Raw genomic sequence first — 21,480 nt, forward strand, 5'->3', positions numbered from 1 at the left:
CGAATCACCGGACGGCCGGACCGAGCGCATGACCGCGCTGCATGCGGACCACGCCCGTGCCGTGCTGCGTCTCCTGCTCGTGCTGACCCGCGGCCAGCGCCAGGCCGCCGAGGATCTGCTCCAGGAGACGATGTTGCGGGCGTGGCGGCACCTCGACTCGGTGCCGGCCGAGCCCGATGCCGCCCGCCGGTGGCTCTGCACCGTCGCCCGGCGGCTCGTCATCGACGGGGTCCGGCTGCGGCGGGGCCGCCCGGCCGAGGTCCAGCTCGTCGACATGACCTGGATTCCCGCTGGGGACGACACCATCGGCAGCGCGCTCGCGGCGCACGCCATGCGGCACGCGCTCGGTCGGCTGACGCCGGCGCAGCGCAGTCTCCTCTCCGAGGTCTACCTGGTGGGGAGGTCACCGAAGGAGGTCGCGGGCCGGCTGGGAGTGCCGATCGGCACGGTGAAGTCCCGGACCCACCATGCGCTGCGCGCCCTGCGCAGCGGTCTCACGGCGGCCTGAGCAGGAACGACGACTGCGCCGGCCCGCCGATCCATTCGCTGAGTCGAAGCTCACATCGCGCTGACGCGCGCCCGCCCGGCGGCGCGGGGCTTTGCCATGCTGACCCGATCGTGGCAACCAGCCCAGCATGGATCGCAGCAGCATGACCAGCCCGCTCTCCTTCGCCGTTCTCGGCCCGGTGCGGGCCTGGCGCGGCGAGTCCGAGATCGACCTGGGCACCCGGCAGCAGCGGCTGGTCCTGGCGTTGCTGCTCGCCCGCGCCGGCGGCGCGGTCAGCGTCGCCGAGCTCGTCGACCTGCTCTGGGAGTCCGATCCCCCACCCAGCGCGGTCAATGTGGTGCACCGGCACGTCGGGATGCTCCGGCGGCGCTTCGAGCCGGACCTGCCGACCCGGGCACCGGGCTCGGTGCTGATCCGCGACGGCGCCGCGTACCGGCTGCGCGTCGACGGGGAGTCGCTCGACCTGCTGCGGTTCCGGCGCCTGGTCGCCCAGGCCGGTGCCAGCTCCGGCGAGCCGGCCGTCGAGCTCTACCGGGAGGCGCTGGCGCTGTGGCGGGACCGGTGCGCCGCCGGCCTGCCGGCCGACGGCCGGGCCCATCCGGAGTTCCTCGCTGTCGACGGCGAGCGGTTCGCGGCCGTCCGGGCGGCGACCGACGCCGCCCTGTGGGCCGGGTGCGTCCACGTGGTGCTGCCCGCGATCCGGCGGGCCGCCGAATACGAGCCGCTGGACGAGGCACTACAGGCGCGGCTGCTGCTCGCGCTCGCCGCGGACGGCCGGCGGACCGAGGCCCTCGCGGCTTATGCCGACATCGAGCACCGGCTCGCCGAGGAACTCGGCATCCAGCCGGGCGTCGAACTGCGCGCGGCCCGGGACACCCTGCTCGACCAGGGCGCCCCGGCCGGCGGCGCCAGGTCACGGCGCGGCGTCGGCCGCGACGTGCTGGATTTGTCGCAGCCGACCCGGGCCGAGCCGCCGGCGCAGTTGCCGGCCGACCACCCCTACTTCACCGGTCGCCGCGGCATCGTGGCCGCCGCGAAGGCGCTGCTGACCGGAGACGGGCGGACCACCGCGCTGGTCATCGACGGGATGCCCGGCGTCGGGAAGACCACGGTCGCGGTGCACCTGGCCCATCAGCTGGCCCCGCGTTACCCCGATGGACAGTTGCACGCGGACCTGCGCGGTTTCGACTCCGGCGACTCGGCGATGACACCGGCGGAGGCGCTGCGCGGCTTTCTCTGGTCCCTCGGGGTCGCGCCGGCGGCGATCCCGGCCGAGCTGCACGCCCAGGCCGGCCTCTACCGCAGCATCCTGGCCGAGCGCCGGATGCTGATCCTGCTCGACAACTGCCGCGACTGGGACCAGATCCGACACCTGCTGCCCGGCACCGGCGGAAGCCTCGTCATCGCCACCAGCCGCCGCCGGATCACCGGTGCCGCCGGCCCGGCGGGCGCCCACCCGCTGCACCTCGACCTGCTGACCGACGCCGAGGCTCGCGAGCTGCTCACCCGCCGGCTCGGCGACGCGGCGGCCGCCGAACCCGCCGCCGTCGACGAGATCATCGCGCGGTGCGGCCGGCTGCCGCTGGCCCTGGCGCTGGTCGCCACCCGCGGCGTCGGCCGACCCGGCCTCAGCCTGCCGGCGGTCGCCCGGGAGCTGGCCGAGGCCGACGGCCGGCTGGCCGGCTTCGGGGACGCACACGCCGATCTGGAGGCGATCTTCTCCTGGTCCTACCGGGCCCTGACTCCCGAGGCGGCCCGACTGTTCCGGCTGCTGCCCCTGCATCCGACCGGGGAGCTGAGCACGGAAGCGGCGGCCGCCCTGGGCGGCCTGTCCCTGCGCGCCGCCCGCGGCCTGCTCGCCGAGCTCGGGGCGCAGCTGCTGGTCCAGCCCGACAACGGCCGGTGGCGGATGCATGATCTGCTACGCGCCTACGCCGTGGAGCTCGGGGAGGAACACGACGACGCGGCCGAGCGGGACGCTGCCGTCGAGCGGGTCTACGACTTCTACCAGCTCAGTGCGTACGCGGCGCAGCTGCCCCTGCAACCGCAGGTGCCGCTGCCGGAGCCGGAGCCGTCCGGGCGCGGGGTCACCGGGCGCGGCTTCACCGGCCGGGCCGAGGCGATGGCCTGGTTCGCCGCCGAGCAGCGGGTGCTGACCGACATCGTCGCGCGGGCCCACGAACGCCGCCGGCCCGGTACGGCCTGGCAGATCGCGTTGGCGATGCAGAACTTCTTCCAGGACACCGCGCAGTTCAGGCAGTGGGCGGCAACGGCGGACGCCGCCCTCGCCGCGACCGGGGACGACCCCGCCGCCCAGGCCCTGCTGCACCGCAGCCTCGCCGGCGCCTGCTACTTCCTGGCCGATCTGGACCGCGGGTTGGCGCACCTGCAGCAGGCCCGGACGCTCTTCGACCGGCTGGGCCGACGCACCGAGCAGGGCCACGTGGAGAACAACATCGCCGAGATCCGGTTGGACCAGCGGCGCTACCGCGAGGCGGTCCGGCACGCCGAGGCCGCGCGGGCGCTCTTTCGCAGCGAGGGCAATGTACGGGGTGCCACCACCGCCCTGCTGGCCATCGCGCGGGCACAGGGCCGGCTCGGCCGGCACGCCGAGGCGCTGGGGATGTTCGTCGAGGCGCGGCGGCAGTTCGAGGCCCTCGGCGACCTGCACGGGGTGGGCACCACCCAGGCCTGGCTGGCGCACACGTACTCGATGATCGACGACCTGCCGCACGCATTGGCGAGCTGGCAGCAGGCGATCGACACCTTCCGCGCCGCCGGGGCCACCCACCACACCGCTGAGGTACTGGTCGCCATCGGCGACTTCCACTCCGCCAACGGCGACCCGGCCCTGTCCGGGCAGGCGTGGAGCGAGGCCCTCGCCGAACTCGACGGGACGGACTCGCCGATGGCCCGGCGGATCCGCGACCGGCTGCGCTGGCACCGGTGACCCGGACGCGGCGCCGGTGGGCGCCGCGTCCGGGTCCCACCGTCAGTAGCGGTAGGCGCGGATGACGGTCTGCTTGACCGTGTTACCGCTGCTGTCCGTCGCGGCGGCGCGCAGCGAGACGAAGCCGGTGCCGGCCGGGTTGCGCACCCAGGCGACCGCCTTCTCGCCGGACCGCTTCACGGTCAGCGGCTGCCAGGTCTTGCCGTCGTCGAAGGACGCCTCGACGGACAAGGTCCTGGTCCGTCCCGGCGCCGCACCGACCTGACGGTCGAGCGAGACCGGGATCGCGAACAGCCGGTCGGCCGGCGCCCGGTTGTCGATGTCCAGCTCCGGGCTGTACCGGATCGCCGTCATCGGCAGCTTCACCAGTTCGCCGTCGGCCACGTGCCCGGACTTGAAGGTCCACTCCGCGTCGACCACCGTCGAGAGGGTGAACTCCGGGTCGCTGCGGTAGGTCGCGGTCAGCCGGTAGTCACCTTCCTCCGCAGGCACCTGCCACAGCGAGCGGGCCTCGGTCTTGTCGCCGAGGTTGACCCCGTTGCGGTAGAGGCTCACCTGCACGCTGCCGTTGCGCTCGTGCCGGATGCCCATGTGGCCGCTGCCGTCGCCGTGCAGCGGACCCGGCCCACCAATGAGGTCACCCCAGTAGCGGGTGGCGTACTGCTGGCCGAAGTTCGGCTCGGGGAAGACCGGCCCGACCACCCCGTTGGCCCACTTCACGTCGTACGTGCGCCCGGGCTGGAAGCTGGTCCATGCCGACTCGTAGTACGTGTACCGCTGCTGGTACGAGGTCGACTGCCACACCGCCTGCTTGTCCTGGTTGTAGTACTCGGTGATGGTGTTCGGCACGTCGTAGGTGAAGGCCGGCTGGAGATCGTGCCCGGCCCGGTAGACCGGCGAGTTGCCGGGCGCGTGCGCGACCGCGGTCCGCGACACCGGCACGCCGGCCACGTCCGCACTGATCCGGGAGCGGACCGTGGCAAAGTCGCCCGCACGCAGCCTGCGGGTCAGCCCGGTCATCATCTTCTTCGGCTCGTACAGGTAGACCCGGTAGGCGTACGGGCTGTTGTGCAGGGTGTTGTCCTGGGTCACCTGGCCCCACATGCCGTGGACGTAGGAGACGAAGCCGGGGGTCTCGCCGGCCCCGATCTGCGCGGTCCGCAGGTGCTCGAAGGGGACGCCCATCACCGCGCCGTACGGGTCGTCGCTGCCCCAGATCTGCGGCTGCTCGGTCCGGATCGTCCAGCCGAACTCCTGATGGACCGCGGTGGCCTTCGCGTTCGGCACCGACACCGCGATCGGCTTCGCCAGGCGGGCGTCCATGGTGAGCGCCTGGTCCGTGGTCAGGTCCAGGCTCGGGCGCACCAACGAAGTGATGTGGTCGAAGGAGTCGCCGGTGAACAGGTAGGTCTGCACCAGGTAGCGGCCCGGAAGGACCCGGTACGTGCTGGCCTTGGGGTCGTTGAGCACCAGGATGGTCTGCCGGTCCAGGTCGGTCAGGACGGTCACCCAGCCCTGCTCGGCCGTCGGCGCACCGCCGTCCGGCCCGACGAGCTTGAGGGTCAACCTGCTGCGGGCGATGTCGAGCGCGACCGGGGTCTGCACCTGCGCGCCGCCGCCGGTGGCGGTCACCGTACCGCCGAAGTAGCGCTCGGGCAGGCCGGCGCCGGACTGCACGTTCACGGTCACGGTGGCCGTGCCGCCGGCCGGGACCGTCACGGAGGAAGCGCTGAGGCTGAACAGGCCGGCCGGCGCCGGGGTGCCCTCGGCGTCCTTGGCGTCGAGGGAGACAGCCAGGCTGACGGCGGAGGAGCCGCTGTTCGCGTACGTGATCGTGCGCTGCTGCGCAGTGGCGGTCCGCTCGAAGGCGACGCTGACCGGGCTCGCCGTGACGCTCTGCTGGATCGCCCGGGCGACGTCGAGGAAGCCCGCGCCCTGCTCGTAGACACCGATGGTGGCGCTCGGCTGCGCGGCCGCCATCAGCGTGGACTTGATCCGCTCAGGCGACCAGTCCGGGTGCTGCTGGGCCAGGATCGCCGCCGCACCGGCCACGTGCGGAGCCGCCATCGAGGTGCCGTCCATGCTGGCGTACTGCGGGTTCTCGGCCGGCCACAGCTGAGAGGCCGAGCTGCGGGCGGCGACGATGCCGACGCCGGGGGCGGTGATGTCCGGCTTGATGCCGGCGTCGCCCACGCGCGGACCCCGGCTGGAGAACTCGGCCAGCTCGCCCGTCTTGGATACGGCGCCCACGGTCAGCGCCTCGTCCACGTTGCCGGGCGAGCTGATCGTGGACTCGCCGGCCAGGCCCTCGTTGCCCGCGGAGACGACGAAGAGCACGCCGTAGCGGTGGGTGAGGTCGGTCAGGGCCGCCTCGATCGGGTCGGCTCCCGGGCTGTCCGGGCCGCCGATGCTCATGTTGACGACCTTGACGCCCTGCTCCGCCGCCCAGGTCATGCCGGCCAGCATCGCCGACTCCGGGCAGCCCTCCCGCATGCAGACCTTGGCGCTGTAGAGGGTCGCCCCGGGCGCCACGCCCTTGTGACTGCCCTGCGACGCGGCCCCGCTGCCGGCGATGGTGGAGGCGACATGGGTGCCGTGGCCGACCCGGTCGAGGGCGTCCGGCTCGGCGGTGAAGTTCTCCGCGGCGGCGACGCGGCCGGCCAGGTCGGGGTGGGTCTGGTCGACGCCGGTGTCCACCACGCCGACCTTCACCCCCGTTCCCGTCCAGCCGGCCTGCCAGGCCTTCGGCGCGCCGGTCAGCGGGACACTGACGTCGAGGGTGGGCTTGCGCAGTCCGTCGAGCCAGACCTTGTCGAACCCGGCCCGCAGTCGCCGCTCGGTGCCGTGCGCCGCGGAGGTGAGGTTGTTCCAGAAGGACACCGCGTCCGCGCGGTTCTCCGCGACGGCGCTCGCCCCGGAGAGCTTCCGGGTGGTCCGGGCGCCGACGAGGTCGGCGGGGGCGGCGCTGCTGTGCTGGACGATCAGCGGCAGGGTGGACCGGGTGTCGTCGTAGCCGAAGTCGACAAGCGTCGAGATGTCGAAGAGCCGCTCGTCGAGCTTGCCCCGGTTGAGCAGGCCGACGGCGTCGGCGGGGATGACCCGCACGTCCTCGCCGGCGCTGTGGGTGAGGAACGGGATCCGCTCCCGGCCCTTGCCCGGCACGACGTCGACCGCGGTCTGGCCGTTCACGGTGCTGACGTGGACGGTGTCGCCGGTGAGCAGAGTGACCGTCCGGGGCTTGGACGCGACCTTGGGTTTGGTCGTCGGCTGCGCGGCCTGGGGCTGCGCCGACGCCGGCAGACCGCCCGGCGCCACCGCCGAGACGCCCAGCACCAGCAGTGCCAGCGCCGATATCTTGCGAACTGAACGCATCATTCTCCCTGGATGAACGCGAGAGCTATCCAGGTGTCCTGGACGTGATCGGCGGGTGAAAGTTCACCCGATGTGACCTGGATCACTTCGGCCGAAGTGATGCGGGGCCGGCATGTCGGGTCCGCCGAACCTCCAGGGCGGCCAGCTCACGATCACCTTCAGGCTTTCGAAGGGCGGAGATCAGAGCTATCCACCCGGCTCCGGCGCAACTATTGTAAAGATTAGTTTCAATTAGCTCGGTCGGGAGACAGGGTGTCGCCGACCGTCGTGCCTCGACACCCCCATCAGCGCCACGACAACCGGGAGGACGCAGCATGATCGCCCGTACCCATCGCACCGTGACCCGCAGGGTGGTCCACTTCCTCACGCTCTGCCTGGTGCTGGTGACCGGCTTCGCCCAGCCCGCCCACGCGGCCCCGGCCTTCAAGGTCATCGCCTTCTACAACGGCAACCACGACCAGGCCCACATCAGCTTCGTCCGGGAAGCCAACCAGTGGTTCCCGCAGATCGCCGCGCAGCACAACTTCTCCTACACCGCGACCAACGACTGGAGCCAGCTGAACACCGCCAACCTGGCCCAGTACCAGGTGGTGATCTTCCTGGACGATCTGCCGCCGGTCGCCCAGCGCCCCGCGTTCGAGCAGTACATGCGCGGCGGTGGCGGCTGGCTCGGCTTCCACGTCTCCGCCTTCACCACCAACCCCGGCGGCTGGGACTGGTACCACAACCAGTTCCTCGGCACGGGCGCGTTCCAGAGCAACACCTGGGGACCGACCACCGCGGCTCTGCGGGTCGAGAATCGCAGCCATCCGTCCACCGGCCGGCTGCCCGCCACCTTCACCTCGTCGGTGAGCGAGTGGTACAGCTGGAGCCGCGACCTGCGGACCAACCCGAGCATCAACATCCTGGCCTCGGTCGACCCCAGCAGCTTCCCGCTCGGCACCGATCCGAGCCAGACCTGGTACAGCGGCTACTACCCGATCATGTGGACGAACACCAGCTACAAGATGCTGTACGCGAACTTCGGCCACAACGCCATGGACTACGCCAGGGACGTGCCGTTGTCGTCCACGTTCGCCAGCGAGGTGCAGAACCGCTTCGTCATCGACGGGCTGCTCTGGCTCGGCGGTGGTGCCACCACTCCCCCGCCCTCCGATCCGATCTCCTCGACCTCCTGGTACAGCCTGACCAACCGGGGCAGCGGAAAGTGCGTCGACGCCCGCGCCGCCGGCACCGCGAACGGCACCGCGATCCAGCAGTACGCCTGCAACACCACCTTCGCCCAGCAGTACCAGTTCCAGCCCACCAGTTCCGGCTTCACCCGGGTGAACAACCGCAACAACAGCGCCCAGGCGCTCGACGTGACGAACGTGTCCACGGCCGACCGGGCGCCGATCCAGCTCTGGGCCTACGGCGGTGGCAACAACCAGCAGTGGCAGCCGGTGTCCGAGGGCAACGGCTACTACCGCCTGGTCAACCGGCTCAGCGGCAAGTGCCTGGACGTGCCGGGCGCCTCCACCGCCGACGGTGTCCAGCTGGTGCAGTACACCTGCAACGGCACCGCCGCCCAGTCGTTCCGGCTCCAGGCGCGCTGACCACGGCGTGACTCTCTGCGGCCGTCCTCGTTGCGCGGGAGGCAGCGAGGACGGCCGCCGGGAGGTGCCAGCGAGGTGGATCCGGTTCAGTTGGCGGACAGGCGCAGGGAGAGCCGGCGACGGTAGGCGTCGAGCACGACGGCGACGATGATCACGCCGCCGGTGATCATGGTTCGTTGGAAGTCGGAGACCCCCATCAGCAACAGGCCGTCGCCGGCCATCCGGCGCGTCAGGTCGGCGCCGAAGGAGTCGTGTCCGACCATGCCGACCAGCGCGACCGCCGCACCCAGCCGCTGGGCGGCGACCGCCTGGTTGGCGCCCTTGCCGCCGGGCGAGCGCTCCAGCGCCTCGCCGGTGACCGTCTCGCCGGGCTGCGGCAGCCGCGGCACCCGCACGCAGAGATCCATGTTGAGACTGCCCACGACCACCACCCGCGCGGTGCTGCCGGCGTTCACGCCGGACCGTCGATGCCGTGGTCCCCGCCGGCCGGGTCCGTACATCCGCACGACCCCCGGGCGATCAGGCTGGATCGCAGCACGATCCGGGCGACCGGGGTGGACGGCTCCGCCACCCGCCGCACCATCCACTCCACGGCGGCCCGGCCCAGCTCCTCGAAGGGCTGGCGCATCGTGGTCAGCGCCGGCACGGTGTACGCGCTCGCTCCGATGCCGTCGAAGGAGCACAGGGCCAGGTCGTCCGGTACCCGCACGCCCAGTTCGGCGGCGGCGCGCAGCACTCCGATGACCTGCTCGTCGCTGGTGACGAAGAGCGCCTCCGGCGGGTTGGGGGCGGTCAGCAGGTGGCGGCCGGCCCGGTAGCCGTGGGCACGTCCGAACGGCACGTGGACCAGCGGCGAGCCGGCCGGGTCCAGGCCGCCCTCGGCCCCCGCCCGGCGCCAGCCCGCGACCCGGTCCACGGTGGGGTGCATGTCGGCCATGCCGGCCACGCATCCGATGCGTCGGTGCCCGTGCTCCAGCAGGTGGGTGGTCGCCTCGTAGGCGCCCGCCTCGTTGTCCACCAGCACGTGGGTGGCGTGCGGGATGGCGATCTCCCGGTCCAGGACCAGCCGGGGAACCGGCGTCTGGGAGAGTTCCGCGGTCCAGGTGCGCGCGCCGTGCGCGGGTACCAGGATCAGCCCGTCGACCTGCCGGTCCAGCAGCGCCCGCACGTAGCGGGCCTCCCGCTCGTCGTCGTCCATCGCGTTGCCCAGCAGGATGGTGTACCCGTGTTCGAAGCCGACCTCCTCGATGCTGCGGGCCAGCTCGGCGAAGAACGGGTTCGAGTTGTCCGGGATGACCAGCCCGAGGGTCATGGTCCGGCTCGTCCGCAGCGACCGGGCCACCGCGTTGGGGCGGTATCCGAGCTCGGCGATGGCGGCCAGGACGCGTTCCCGGGTGGCCGGGGCAACGCCGCGGGGGCCGTCGTTGAGCACGTAGCTGACGACGCTGGCGGACGTGCCGGCAAGACGCGCGACATCACTTCGGTTGGCCATTGGCGTCCCATCAACTCGAATTGTCAACTCGTGTTGATTCGGAGTATCGATCGACGTCAGAGAGTTGCGCAACGGTTGCGTCGGTAACGAGGCGATAACGCACGTCGATGTCCGGCGGGCCGATGGGACGCCGACCCGGGTCACGCGCGACCGGCCCACCGCGCGGGATTCCGCGCGGTGGGCCGGAGTCGGGGATGCCGGCGGCGGCTCAGCCGAGCGGACCGAGATAGCGCAGGTCGATCGCGTCCAGTCCGAATCCGTACCGCGGCGAGGACGCCGGCTTGCCCGTCACCTCGAAGGTGAGCGTGTGGGTGCCGGCGGCCAGCTCCACCACGCCGTAATCGCGACGCGCCGTGTCGACGCCACCCCCGGTCAGGCCGTGGGAGAAGGTGCCCAGGTCCCGGCCGTCGAGGCGGGTGCGCTGCGTCCCGAAGTCCCAGGCCCGGGTGTACGAGAGGCCGAGGTCGTACCGTCCGGCCCGTGGCGCGTTGAAGGTGAGAGAGAAGGTGTCGCCCACCGAGTCGCCCTGGAACAGCACCTGCGCGTCCGCCGACCAGGTCACGCCGCAACAGTTCTCCTGCCGGCCGGCGGGAGCGGTGGACCGCAGGGTGGGCAACAGGCTCTCCGCCTCGATGACCGTCGTCGCACCCGGCCCCGGAGCGCTCAACGCGTCCAGTTCCGCCAGGGTGGTGTAGGAATTCGTACCGAGATCACCGATCAGGCGGACACCCGTGGCCGTGACCGCCCGGTCCAGTTGCAGGTCGCTCTGCTGGTAGGGACGCCCGCTCAGGGGCCGGGACCAGACGGAACCGCTCGCCGCGTCGCGCCAGACACCGTCCGTTCCGCGCAGTTGCACCCTCGCCGACCGCAGGCCAGCCGCAGCGCCGGCAACCACCCGGACGGTGTGGACCCAGACCGGCCGGTCGTAGGTGACCGTGAAGGTCTGGGTGCCGCCGGAGCCGCGCGCCGAAACGTACCTGGCCTGGTACTGCGACGGCTCGACGCCGGAGAAGTCGGCCTCCCGCCCGTCGGCGATGGCCGACGCGTACGACACCCCTCCGCCATCGGTGCTCCCGGCCGGATCCAGGTTGGCCCACACCGCACCGCCGGCCCTGCGGACCTGGTTGTTGGCGCTACGCCGGTCGAGCTCGACCAGCGGGTTGGCCGCCGCGAGAGAGGCCGGATCGCTCGGCGCCGGCGCCCGGTCCGGGATGGCCCAGCCGCCGCCACCGGCGCTGCCGCGGGCCTCCCGTACCACCTGGTCCACGAGGGGAAGCATCCGCTGCGCCATCAGCGTGAAGGTGTCCTCCGCCGCCGGGTCGCCGGGCAGGAAGTCGGGGAGCGCGTCGCGGGTGCGCAGGCTGTGGTACCGGTCGGAGAGAAGGCGGTCGGGGAACTGGGCCCGCAACTCGGCGGTGCCGTACAGCAGGCCGAGCAGGCCACCGAGGGTGGCGGTCGGGTTGTCGGAGTCCCATCCGCTGAGGGTGCCGATGCGTACGGTGCGCTTGAAGTCGCCGAGGCCGTAGAGCAGCGCCAGCACGCCGGTGGCCAGGTTGACGCTGGACTCGTACCAGTCCCGGTAGACGAAGCCGTTCTCGCCCGCCCTGGCCTGGTAGCGCTGGTAGATCTTGTCGCGGGTGGACTCCCAGTCGTCGACGTCGGGATTGGCCAGGAAGTCCGCCAGGACGAAGTCGACGACGTCGGCGCTCTTCGAGCCGTTCGGCAGGTACCGGCGGGCTTCGCGGGTCAACCAGAGCATCTGGTCGCGCCGGGGGGCGGTGGTGTCGACCGCCGCGGCCAGCGAGTAGAGAAGCACGAAGAACTGCGCCGCGTGCGCCGCGTAGCTGTCGGCGGTGGTGCGGATCGGCAGTTCGGACAGGCGCAACGCCTGTTCCGGCATCCGGGGTGCCAGCGCGCCGAAGAACTCCGTGGTGAGTTGCGCGTCGATGCGCAGCGAATGGGTGTTGGCGACGTTCATGCCGGTGGCCGGAGGCAGCGCCTGCTCCCCCATCAGGGTCCGCGCCCGGCTGTTCGAGACGTAGATGTAGCGGTTGATGTGCCGCTGCCAGGTGGTGGCGATCTGCTCCGGGGTCAGCCGTACGTCCCGGTAGGTGCTGGCCATCGCGTGCAGGTAGGTGTACTCGATGTCGGTGTCGTCGTCGGCTCCCCAGGGATCCTGGACGACGTAGTCGATCCTCCTGCCGTCGCCCAGCCGGGTGCCCCAGTCGGCGTCGGTGAAGAACGGTGTGGTGACGCGGAGCCCCTCGGTGGTGAGCCCGGTCCAGTTGGCCAGCGCCTCGCCCTGCCACATGGCCCGCAGCTTGTCGGCGTACGCGGCCCGGTCGACCGGGGCCGCCGCGGTCGCCGGCGCCGCGGCGACGGCGGCGGACGACGACGCGAGCAGCGCGGCAGTCGCCACGACGGCACACCTTCGACGGAATCGCTTCATCGAATTCTCCACTGCTGATGGACGGAAAAGCGCCTGGTCAAACGCTCCTGCGACGACGGTTCCCACTCCGGACAGGCGCTGTCGGCAGATAGCGGCACGCCCGACGGCTAATTGAGAAAAACCGATGGAGAAGATTGTTGTGAGCCATTTGGGGGTTGCGCAAGGGTTGCGGACTTCGTCGATGCGACGGCGTGGGCGACGGTCCCGGACGACCACGCGTCACTTCCGGGGCACCAGCACCCCGCCCGGCTCGACGCACTCACGCCCGGCCCAGCCTGTACGGCTCGTCGTCGGGGCCGGGCCCACCGGGGTCTCGTTCTTCTTCGTGCTGTCGGGCTTCGTCCTCATGTGGGCGTTCACGCCGGCGGCCTCGCCCGCGGTGTTCTGGTGGCGACGGTTCTGCCGGGGGTATCCGCTCCACGCGGTCACGGCGCTGGTCGCCCTGCTGCTGGTCCGCTGGTCCGCCGGGGACCTTCCCGGAGCCTGGACGACGGTGGCGAACCTGGCGCTGGTACACGCCTGGATGCCGGACGCCGCCTACTTCCAGAGCCTCAACACCGTCAGCTGGACCCTGTCCTGTGAGGCGTTCTTCTACCTGGCGTTTCCCCTGCTCGCCGCCGTGCTCCCACGGTGCGGCCGGCGCGCTGCGGTCGCCGTGGCCACGACGGCGGTGGTCACCGCCGTCGGCGGACGCCCTGACGGGCTACGTCGCCGCCCTGGTCGTCCCCGCGCCCTACCGCTACGCCACCCGCACGCTCGCCGGATTCGGGGCGCTCGTCGTCGCGGCCGCCCGCGCCGACCTGCACGGCACCACCTCCCCGTTCAGACGGCGATGGTCGGTCCGCCTCGGTGAGCTGTCCTACGCCTTCTACCTGACCCACCTGCTGGTCATGCGACTGATCGAGCACCTGCTCGGCGAACGCCACACTGGTCGACCGGCCCGGCGCTGCTGCTGACCGTCACCGCCTTCGGAGCGTCCCTCGCGCTGGCCTGGCTGCTGCACACGGTCGTCGAGAAGCCCGCCCGCACCCTCCTCCTCCGCGTCCTTGCCACCGGTCGCGGCGGTCGGCGCGCGGTCAGGCCGGCTCGGGTCACCCCTGCTGCAGCCAGGGGTAGCGGGCGGTGTCCTGCCCGGCGTAGTCGGGATCGAGGTAGATGAAGACGCGCTGGATCTTCCAGTCCCGGATCTCGAACACGTCGCACCAGCGTCCGGCGCCCCACTCGGGGACCCCCGCCCGCCACGGTCCGTCCCGGTGCTCGCCGTGGCTGGCGCCCTCGCACACCACGATGTCGCTGCCCGAGAAGACCCAGTTGAAGTGCGAATAGTGGTGCTCGATCTGCTTGATCGTGCCACCCACCTCGGCGAACAGTCTGCCGATCTGTTCCTTGCCGGTGGCCAGTCCCCACTTCGGGAAGTACACCTGGGCGTCGTCGGCGAACAGGTCCAGGATGGTGCCCCCGGTGGAGGTCACCCCACCGTTGTCGAAGGCCTTCAGGTATTCCAGGGCGACCGACTTGCGCTGTTCGTCGGTCATGGTCTGGGTGGTCAGTGCCATGGTCGGATCCTTCCGATTCGGAGACTGCGGGTCAGGTCCGGTCCAGCAGCGGGACCTCGAGCAGACCCACGAGTTCGTCGAACGTGCAGTCGAACAGCTCCCGTACCGCCACGCCCTCGTCCTCGATGACGAACACCGCGAGGTCGGTGTAGACGCGGCTGACGCAGCCCACACCGGTCAGCGGGTAGGTGCACTCCGGCACCAGCTTCGCCACCCCGTCCCGGGACAGCAGATCCATCATCACGAACGTCTCCTTGGCCCCGATGGCAAGGTCCATCGCGCCGCCGACGGCCGGGATGTCGTCGGGCCGGCCGGTGTGCCAGTTCGCGAGGTCACCGCGGGCCGACACCTGGTAGGCGCCGAGCACGCAGACGTCCAGGTGGCCGCCGCGCATCATGGCGAAGGAGTCGGCGTGGTGGAAGTACGAGGCGCCGGGCAGTTCGGTCACGGGAACCTTGCCGGCGTTGATGAGGTCGAGGTCGATCGCGTCCCCCTGCGCCTCGGGCCCCATGCCCAGCATGCCGTTCTCCGTGTGCAGCACGATGCCGCTGCCCGGGGAGAGGTGGTTGCTGATCCGGGTCGGCAGCCCGATGCCGAGGTTCACGAAGGCTCCGTGCGGGATGTCGCGCGCGACGCGGGCGGCGAGTTCGTCCTTGCCGAGCCCGCGCCGGCCCACCCCGGTCACTGGCCCGCTCCGACCGGCTCGGGCACCGGCACGGGGGCCGGCACCCGGACGAGGCGGTCGACATAGATGCCCGGCGTGACGATGACCTCCGGGTCGAGTGCACCGACCGGCACCAACTCCTCGACCTGCACGACCGTGATCGTCGCGGCCGCCGCCATGATCGGCCCGAAGTTGCGGGCGGTCTTGCGGTAGACCAGGTTGCCGAGTTCGTCGGCCCGGTGCGCCTTCACGAGAGCGTAGTCCGCTCGCAGCGGGTACTCGAGCACGTAGTGCCTTCCGTCGATCTCCCGGACCTCCTTGCCCTCGGCCAGGGAGGTCCCGTAACCGGTCGGCGTGTAGAAGGCTCCGATGCCGGCACCCGCGGCGCGGATGCGCTCGGCGAGGTTGCCCTGCGGAACGAGCTCCAGCTCGATCTCACCGGCCCGGTACTTCTCATCGAAGTGCCAGGAGTCCCGCTGGCGGGGGAACGAGCAAACGATCTTGCGTACGCGCCCCGCGCGGATCAGCGCCGCCAGGCCCACGTCCCCGTTTCCGGCGTTGTTGTTGACCACGGTGAGATTCGTGGCGCCGCACGCGATGAGCGCCTCGATGAGTTCGACCGGCTGGCCGGCCGTGCCGAATCCGCCGATCATCACCGTGGCGCCGTCGGGGATCCCCGCGACCGCCGCGGTCGGGTCGTCCAGGATGCTGGCCACGGCTCAGGCGTCCAGGTTCTCGAGGACCACGGCGAGCGCCTGCCCGACACCGATGCAGATCGCGGCGACCCCCCACCGCTGGCCCGAGGCGCGCAGCGAGCGGGCGAGCGTGCCGAGCACCCGGGTGCCGGAGGCGCCCAACGGGTGACCGATGGCGATGGCGCCGCCGTGTGCGTTGACGATGTCGGGGTCGACGCCCCAGGCGTTGACGCACGCCACGGTCTGGGCGGCGAACGCCTCGTTCAATTCGACGGCACCCACCTCACCCCAGCCGATGCCGGCGCGCTTGAGCGCCAGGTTGGCGGCCTCCACCGGCGCGAACCCGAAGTACTGCGGGTCGTTCGCGGCAGCCCCGCGACCGGCGATGCGCGCCAGCGGCGACCGACCGACGATCTCCTCGGCGGACGGGCTGCCCAGCAGCACCGCGGAGGCGCCGTCGTTGAGCGGCGAGGAGTTTCCGGCGGTCACCGTGCCGTCCTGCTTGCGGAACACCGGTTTGAGCGCGGCGAGCTTCGCCAGGCTGGTGTCGGACCGGATGGACTCGTCGCGGGCGAGGTCCACCCCGGGCACGCCGACGACGAGGTCGTCGTAGAACCCCGACTCCCAGGCGCGGGCGGCCGCCTGGTGCGAGCGCAGCGCGAAGGCGTCCTGCGCGTCGCGGTCGACCTGCTCACGGATCGCGAGCAGCTCGGTGGCCTCGCCCAGCGAGACCGTCCACTCCGGGTTCATCCGCGGGTTCACCAACCGCCAGCCCAGGGCGGTGGAGACCAGCGCCGCGTCCCCGGCCGGGTACGCCTTCTCCGGCTTGGGCAGCACCCACGGCGCCCGGCTCATCGACTCCACACCGCCGACCAGCACCACGTCCGCCTCGTCGAGGGCGATCTGGCGGGACGCGACGATGGCGGCGTCCAGGCTGGAGCCGCAGAGCCGGTTCACCGTCGTGGCCGGTACCGACGTCGGCAGGCCGGCCAGCAGACCCGCCATCCGGGCGACGTTGCGGTTGTCCTCCCCGGCGCCGTTGGCGTTGCCCAGCACGATCTCGTCGACGCGGTCCGGGTCCAGCGCGGGCGCGCGCTCGACCAGCGTCCGCAGCACGTGCGCCGCCAGGTCGTCCGGCCGCACGCCGGCCAACGCACCGCCGTAGCGGCCGAAGGGGGTGCGGACGGCGTCGTACAGGTACACGTCGGTGGGCATGGGTCAGGCCTCCTCGTGAGCCGCGGTCGCGGGCGCCAGGACGATGTCGAACCGCACGCGTGACCACGCGCGGTCTCCCAGGTCGCGGCCATCGGGGGTCGGGGATCCGGCCGGCTGGGGCGCGAAGTCCTTGACCAGCGAGTCCCGTACCCCGAAGACGCTGTCGCGGTCCAGCAGCTCGTCCCCGCGGACGAAGATGTGGGTCACCAGGGTCCGGTAACCCTCTCCCTGGATCATGAAATGCAGGTGTGAGGCCCGCATCGGGGACCGGCCGGTGGCGGCCAGCAGCCGGCCGACGGGTCCGTCGTGCGGGATCGGGTACGGCGTCGGAGTGACCCCCCAGAAGCGGTAGCCGCCGTCCGCGTCGCTGTACAGGTGGCCACGGGCGGCGACCCGGTCGTCGCCGTACTGGACGTCGTAGAAGCCGTCCTCGTCGGCCTCCCAGACCTCGATCCGCGCGTGCGGCACCGGGTTGCCGTCGGTGTCGGTGACCGTGCCCTCGACCCAGCACGGCTGCCCGGACGCCCCGGCCGCGATGTCACCGCCGTGTTCGATCTTCGGCGAGCCGTCGACGAAGAACGGGCCGAAGACCGTCGCCTCGGTGGCGTCGCGGTACGCCTCGTTGTTGACGGTGACGGTCTGCATCGATGCGCCCAGGACGTCGGAGAGCAGGATGAACTCCTGACGCCGGTCGTCGGTGATGTGACCGACGGCGGTGAGGAACTCGATGGCGCGCTGCCACTCCTGCTCGGTCGGCCGCACCTCCCGCAGGAAGGCGTGCAGGTGCCGGGTGAGCGCCTGCATCAGCTCCCTGACCCGCGGATCCGGCGCGTCGGCGAACGACGCGACCACCCGCTCGACCAGCTGTGACTCACGGTCCTGCTGCTCGGAGCTCATGCCAGCTCCCCTCCGTCCCATGCTCGGTGTAGAAGGTCCGCGAGGTTCTCGCGGGTGACCGGCGTCGGGTTGCTCGGTGGCACGACCGCCAGGACCGCGTCGACCGCGGCCGGGATGTCGGTCTCGCGCAGCCCGTGGTCGCGCAGGGCGCGCGGCGCGTCCACCTGCTCGCGCAGGCGCCGCAACCCGTCCAGGGCGGACGCCGCACCGAAGGCCGCCGCCATCCGCTGCGCGCTGTCGGGGACCGACGGCGCGTTGAACGCGAGGACGTACGGCAGCACCACGGCGTGGGTCTGCGCGTGCGGGAGGTTGTACATCCCGCCGAGCACGTGGCAGATCTTGTGGTGCAGCCCGGAGCCGGCCGAGGCGAACGCCACGGCGGCCAGGTAGGCCCCGTACAGCGTCTGCTCGCGCCCCTCCATGCCCTGCGGATCGCGCACGACCTCGGGCAGTCCCTGGCGGAGGGCACGGATGCCCTCCAGCGCGAGCGCCTGGTCGATCGGGTCGACCCGCGGCGCCCACATCGAGTCGACACAGTGCGCCAGCGCGTTCAACCCGGAGGCCACGCTCAGTGGCACCGGCAGGGACAGCATCAGGCTGGCGTCGTAGACGACGGACCGCGGCAGCACGCGGGGATCGACCCCGGTGGTCTTGCGGCCGTCCTCGGTCAGCCCCCAGACGTTGGTGGCCTCCGAGCCCGCGTACGTGGTCGGAACGGCGACGACGGGCAGCCCGGTGGTCAGCGCCACCGCCTTGGCCAAACCGGTGGTGGAGCCGCCGCCGATGCTGACGATGGCATCGACGTCGTGCTTCTCGGCCGCCGCGCGGGCCCGCTCGGCAACCTCGGTGGGCACGTGCATCACCACCTCGGTGTGGCGCACCGCGTTCGGCAGGGCGGCCACCAACGGGTCGGCCAACGCGCTGTCGGCCTCCGCGGCGATCACCATCGGGCAGGCGGCGCCGAGTCGGGCCACCTCCTCGGCGAGGTGACCCGCCGCCTCGTAGGAGGCGAACACCACCCGCTGCGGCAGCGTCTCGTGCGTGAAGCTGACTCTCACGCCGCATCACCCCGGCCGAGGATCGCCGACATCGCCTCGCGCAGCGCCCGCTCCGGATCGGCGGGCAACCGCATCGACCGCCAGCCGATGTGCTTGTCCGGACGTACCAGGAGCACGCCGTCCTCCTCGACCTCCCGCACCCGCGCCCAGTCGTAGTACAGGTCGGTCACCTCGCGCCCGGGGCCGATCACCACGGCCTCCAGCGGCACACCGAGCTCCTGGCCGACCTTCTCGGCGGCCGCCACCCACGGCTCCCCCGCGATGCCGGTCAACACGGTGAACCGGGTCATCGGCGCCAGGTCGAGCGTGGAGACCTTGTGCCGGGCATCGCCCACCCAGGCGTGCGGCAGCCGGGATCCGGGGACCGTGGACGGCTCGTAGTACAGCTCCGGGTCACGGCTCGGCTCCGGCCGGCGGGTGGCGTCGGAGACCACCGCCTCGGACTCGTAGAACTGCCCCAGCTCGACCCCGTGGGCGTTGAACTCGTAGTGCTTGAGCTCCATGGCCGACATCAACGCGGCCCGCTTGGCCGCCCCCTCTGGAGTGTTGGCCTTGCGCTCCTCGATGCGCGCGGCCATCTCGGCCTCGTCGGCGGCGTCGAGCAGGCCCAGCGCCTCGAAGAACTGGACGAACTCCCGGCTCGACTTGTTGGCGCGCTGAACGATCTGCTTCGCCACCGGCGCGCGTTCGACCGAGTAGGTCTCCAGCAGCGAAGGCGCGGCCTGCTGACGGAGGACTGCCGCCAGCTTCCAGGCGAGGTTGTAGGAGTCCTGGATCGAGGTGTTCGATCCCAGGCCGTTGCTCGGCGGGTGGCGGTGGACCGCGTCCCCGACACAGAACACCCGTCCCGACTGCAGGTGGGTCGCGTACATCTCGTTGTTGCCCCACAACGACGTGCCGGTGATCTCCACCTCGATGTCGGGCAGCCCCAGCAGGTTGCGCACGATCTGGATGGCGGCGGCCTCGTCCACGACCGGTGGGGGCTGGCTGATGTCGTAGCCCCAGACGACGAGCCACTCGTTCCAGGGCCGCACCATCCGCACCAGCCCGGCCCCGATGCCGCCGACGTTCGACCCGGGCTGGATCACCCAGTAGAGCACCGACGGCCGGTGGTCGCAGTATGCCGCGATGTCCGCCTTGAAGGTGATGTTCATCGAACCGGCGATGTCCATCGCACCTTCCATCGGAAGGCCGAGGTCGGCGGCGACCTTGGAGCGGGCGCCGTCGGCACCGATGAGGTACTTGGCCCGGATCGTGTACTCCTGGCCGGTGAGGCGGTCCCGCACCTCGACGCTGACGCCGTCGGCGTCCTGCCGGTGCCCCAGGTACTCGGTGGAGAACCGGGCCTGGGTACCCCGCATCACGGCGTTGCGCAGGAGGATCGGCTCCAGGTGGGTCTGGGGGATGTCGACCGGCAGGCACGGTGACGCGAGGCGGTAGTCGGCCTGCCGGGCGGGATGCGTACCCCAGGTGAGGATCCGCCCGATCTCCTCGCCGGCGATCGAGGTGCAGAAGACGGTGTCGCCCATCAGCTCGTGCGGAGTGGCGTCGGCGAGCACCTGGTCCTCGATGCCCAGGTCCCGGAAGACCTCCATCGAGCGCTGGTTGGTGATGTGCGCCCGCGGCGTGTTGGCCGTCCACCGGTACTTCGTGATCATGATGTTCGGGATTCCCAGCGTGGACAGGAACAACGCCGCCCCCGCTCCCGCCGGGCCCGAGCCGATGACGACGACGTCGGTCGTCACCGTCGACCCCTGAGGTAGCGGCGTCTCGGCCATCCCGTCGCTGAACACTGCCATCAGATCCCCCACTCCACTGCTCGGCGTGTGGTCCTGGCCACTCGCTCGACAAGTGTGCGGCGGTGCTCCGCCGCCCCAGCAAGGGCTGAGGCCGTAACACGGCGGAAAGACGAAGGTGTGGCGGAATCTAGGAACTGACCGAGCCGGCCGTCGCCCGCGCCTGCCGACGCAGGTCGGTGGCGCGCATGCCGAAACGCGCCCGGAACGCCTGGGAGAAGTGGGTGGCCGACCCGAAACCGCAGCGCGCGGCGACCTCACCGACCGGCAGCTGTGGCGCGGACGCGAGCAGCGCACGGGCGCGTTCCAGCCGCCGCGCCAGCACGAACTGCGGAACGGTGGTGCCGGCGGCGGCGAACGCCCGGGACAGGTGGCGTTCGCTGACGCCGATCCCGGCCGCGACCCGGGCGGCGGTCAGGCCGCTGTCGGTCAGGTGATCCTCGATGAAGGTGCGCGCGTTGGCCAGATGCACCGAGCCGAGGTTGACCGGGCGGCTGCCGGTCATGCTCGCGAGCAGGTCGAGGGCGATCCGTTCGTCGACGGGCTCGCCTCCCTCGGGGCGCAGGGCACGGTCGATCAGCCTCGCGAACGTCCGTGCCGGCACGTCGCCCCCGGCGAAATCGCGCACCACCGGGGTGCTGAGCGAATCGAGGCCGGTCAGCTCTCGGAACAGCGGACGCGGCACCTTGATGGCGAGTTCCTCCAGGCCACGCGAGAAGCCGCGCATGAACGGACGGTCGGCATCGCAGATGAGAGCCTGTCCCGGTCGCAGGGTGAGCACCCCGTCGTCGTGGTAGAAGAACGCCTCCCCGACGAGGGTCAGGTAGACCGCGACCGCGTCCGCCGGATGCCTGCGGATCACCTCGGCCGGACGTTCGACGACGTGGGCGTTGCTGCGGACGCGGGCCAGGTGCAACTGCTCGAGCTCGAGGTTGAGCTCGGTCGCGTCGAAGGGCGCCCCGCCCAACGTGTGACACCGCAGGCCAATCAGCGCGTGCGCGTTGTGGTCCTCCCACAGCGCGATCCGCTGGGCCTCCGGGAGCCCCCCGGTGCTGAAGCTCACCGGCCGCCGGGCCGTCGCCGAACCCGTCGTCACGGTCACCCCCACTGTCTCCGGCCCGATCCTGGAGCCATCCTAGCGCGATGAATGACCATCATTCACTTAGCGGAATGCGCCGCTCACACACATTGCCTCACGCCGATGGATACGTTATCGCTTTCCGGGCCAGCACA

At 71.6% G+C, this 21,480-nt stretch carries 16 protein-coding genes; 4 read left to right on the plus strand and 12 right to left on the minus strand.

Going from position 1 to position 21,480, the window contains the following annotated elements; all coding sequences use genetic code 11:
- Nucleotides 1–28: 28 nt before the first annotated feature.
- Entirely contained in the window at nt 29–508 is a 480-nt protein-coding gene (locus AC5L3Z_RS19625; RefSeq protein ID WP_494843990.1) for a sigma-70 family RNA polymerase sigma factor, read from the plus strand.
- A gap of 127 nt (nt 509–635) precedes the next feature.
- Entirely contained in the window at nt 636–3,458 is a 2,823-nt protein-coding gene (locus AC5L3Z_RS19630; protein ID WP_494843992.1) for an AfsR/SARP family transcriptional regulator, read from the plus strand.
- Between the two features lie 42 nt (nt 3,459–3,500).
- Here the strand turns inward: AC5L3Z_RS19630 and AC5L3Z_RS19635 are convergent, their stop codons facing one another.
- Nucleotides 3,501–6,830 carry a S8 family serine peptidase gene (locus AC5L3Z_RS19635; protein ID WP_494843994.1) on the minus strand — a complete coding sequence of 1,110 codons (3,330 nt, stop codon included), beginning with the start codon at nt 6,828–6,830 and terminating at the stop codon, nt 3,501–3,503.
- A gap of 338 nt (nt 6,831–7,168) precedes the next feature.
- On the opposite strand from AC5L3Z_RS19635, the gene AC5L3Z_RS19640 reads away from it, so the two are divergent.
- Nucleotides 7,169–8,425: a ThuA domain-containing protein gene (locus AC5L3Z_RS19640; RefSeq protein ID WP_494843996.1), complete on the plus strand. Its 1,257-nt coding sequence runs from the start codon at nt 7,169–7,171 to the stop codon at nt 8,423–8,425.
- 86 nt (nt 8,426–8,511) lie between these two features.
- Here AC5L3Z_RS19640 and AC5L3Z_RS19645 read toward each other — a convergent pair whose 3' ends face one another.
- The 3 genes from AC5L3Z_RS19645 to AC5L3Z_RS19655 all read right to left on the minus strand — a co-directional run bounded on the left by AC5L3Z_RS19645 (nt 8,512) and on the right by AC5L3Z_RS19655 (nt 12,336).
- Nucleotides 8,512–8,880 carry a PfkB family carbohydrate kinase gene (locus AC5L3Z_RS19645; RefSeq protein ID WP_494843997.1) on the minus strand — a complete coding sequence of 123 codons (369 nt, stop codon included), beginning with the start codon at nt 8,878–8,880 and terminating at the stop codon, nt 8,512–8,514.
- The gene (locus AC5L3Z_RS19650; protein WP_494843998.1) at nt 8,877–9,917 is read right to left on the minus strand and encodes a LacI family DNA-binding transcriptional regulator; all 1,041 of its coding nucleotides are present in this window, start codon (nt 9,915–9,917) and stop codon (nt 8,877–8,879) included. Before AC5L3Z_RS19650 ends, AC5L3Z_RS19645 begins: the two co-directional genes overlap by 4 nt.
- A gap of 208 nt (nt 9,918–10,125) precedes the next feature.
- Nucleotides 10,126–12,336, minus strand: coding sequence for an ADP-ribosylglycohydrolase family protein (locus tag AC5L3Z_RS19655; protein ID WP_494844000.1), 2,211 nt, complete (start codon nt 12,334–12,336; stop codon nt 10,126–10,128).
- Nucleotides 12,337–12,547: 211 nt separating this feature from the next.
- Between AC5L3Z_RS19655 and AC5L3Z_RS19660 the strand changes: the two genes are divergently transcribed.
- Nucleotides 12,548–13,219, plus strand: coding sequence for an acyltransferase family protein (locus AC5L3Z_RS19660; protein ID WP_494844001.1), 672 nt, complete (start codon nt 12,548–12,550; stop codon nt 13,217–13,219).
- Nucleotides 13,220–13,457: 238 nt separating this feature from the next.
- Here the strand turns inward: AC5L3Z_RS19660 and AC5L3Z_RS19665 are convergent, their stop codons facing one another.
- From AC5L3Z_RS19665 to AC5L3Z_RS19700, 8 genes are all read right to left on the minus strand, one after another.
- A complete protein-coding gene (locus AC5L3Z_RS19665; RefSeq protein ID WP_494844002.1) occupies nt 13,458–13,922 on the minus strand; it encodes a nuclear transport factor 2 family protein in 465 nt (154 codons plus the stop codon).
- A gap of 31 nt (nt 13,923–13,953) precedes the next feature.
- Nucleotides 13,954–14,607: a 3-oxoacid CoA-transferase subunit B gene (locus AC5L3Z_RS19670; RefSeq protein ID WP_494844004.1), complete on the minus strand. Its 654-nt coding sequence runs from the start codon at nt 14,605–14,607 to the stop codon at nt 13,954–13,956.
- Nucleotides 14,604–15,302, minus strand: coding sequence for a 3-oxoacid CoA-transferase subunit A (locus AC5L3Z_RS19675; protein ID WP_494844005.1), 699 nt, complete (start codon nt 15,300–15,302; stop codon nt 14,604–14,606). The genes AC5L3Z_RS19670 and AC5L3Z_RS19675 overlap by 4 nt, the downstream gene beginning before the upstream one ends.
- A 3-nt stretch (nt 15,303–15,305) precedes the next feature.
- Complete coding sequence (locus tag AC5L3Z_RS19680; protein ID WP_494844007.1) at nt 15,306–16,496, minus strand: thiolase family protein; 1,191 nt, start codon at nt 16,494–16,496, stop codon at nt 15,306–15,308.
- 3 nt (nt 16,497–16,499) lie between these two features.
- A complete protein-coding gene (locus AC5L3Z_RS19685; protein WP_494844008.1) occupies nt 16,500–17,393 on the minus strand; it encodes an intradiol ring-cleavage dioxygenase in 894 nt (297 codons plus the stop codon).
- Nucleotides 17,390–18,451, minus strand: coding sequence for a maleylacetate reductase (locus tag AC5L3Z_RS19690; RefSeq protein WP_494844009.1), 1,062 nt, complete (start codon nt 18,449–18,451; stop codon nt 17,390–17,392). Before AC5L3Z_RS19690 ends, AC5L3Z_RS19685 begins: the two co-directional genes overlap by 4 nt.
- The gene (locus AC5L3Z_RS19695) at nt 18,448–20,250 is read right to left on the minus strand and encodes an FAD-dependent oxidoreductase (protein WP_494844011.1); all 1,803 of its coding nucleotides are present in this window, start codon (nt 20,248–20,250) and stop codon (nt 18,448–18,450) included. The genes AC5L3Z_RS19690 and AC5L3Z_RS19695 overlap by 4 nt, the downstream gene beginning before the upstream one ends.
- A gap of 127 nt (nt 20,251–20,377) precedes the next feature.
- Nucleotides 20,378–21,349, minus strand: coding sequence for a helix-turn-helix domain-containing protein (locus AC5L3Z_RS19700; protein ID WP_494844012.1), 972 nt, complete (start codon nt 21,347–21,349; stop codon nt 20,378–20,380).
- Nucleotides 21,350–21,480 lie beyond the last annotated feature (131 nt).

Source organism: Micromonospora sp. LZ37 (assembly GCF_059359015.1).

Coding starts and splice junctions, on each gene's coding strand:
- AC5L3Z_RS19695 (WP_494844011.1), bottom strand. CDS start 20,250: ATGGCAGTGTTCAGCGACGGGATGGCCGAGACGCCGCTACCTCAGGGG.
- AC5L3Z_RS19680 (WP_494844007.1), bottom strand. CDS start 16,496: ATGCCCACCGACGTGTACCTGTACGACGCCGTCCGCACCCCCTTCGGC.
- AC5L3Z_RS19630 (WP_494843992.1), top strand. CDS start 636: ATGGATCGCAGCAGCATGACCAGCCCGCTCTCCTTCGCCGTTCTCGGC.
- AC5L3Z_RS19625 (WP_494843990.1), top strand. CDS start 29: ATGACCGCGCTGCATGCGGACCACGCCCGTGCCGTGCTGCGTCTCCTG.
- AC5L3Z_RS19665 (WP_494844002.1), bottom strand. CDS start 13,922: ATGGCACTGACCACCCAGACCATGACCGACGAACAGCGCAAGTCGGTC.
- AC5L3Z_RS19685 (WP_494844008.1), bottom strand. CDS start 17,393: ATGAGCTCCGAGCAGCAGGACCGTGAGTCACAGCTGGTCGAGCGGGTG.
- AC5L3Z_RS19650 (WP_494843998.1), bottom strand. CDS start 9,917: ATGGCCAACCGAAGTGATGTCGCGCGTCTTGCCGGCACGTCCGCCAGC.
- AC5L3Z_RS19635 (WP_494843994.1), bottom strand. CDS start 6,830: ATGCGTTCAGTTCGCAAGATATCGGCGCTGGCACTGCTGGTGCTGGGC.
- AC5L3Z_RS19660 (WP_494844001.1), top strand. CDS start 12,548: ATGCGACGGCGTGGGCGACGGTCCCGGACGACCACGCGTCACTTCCGG.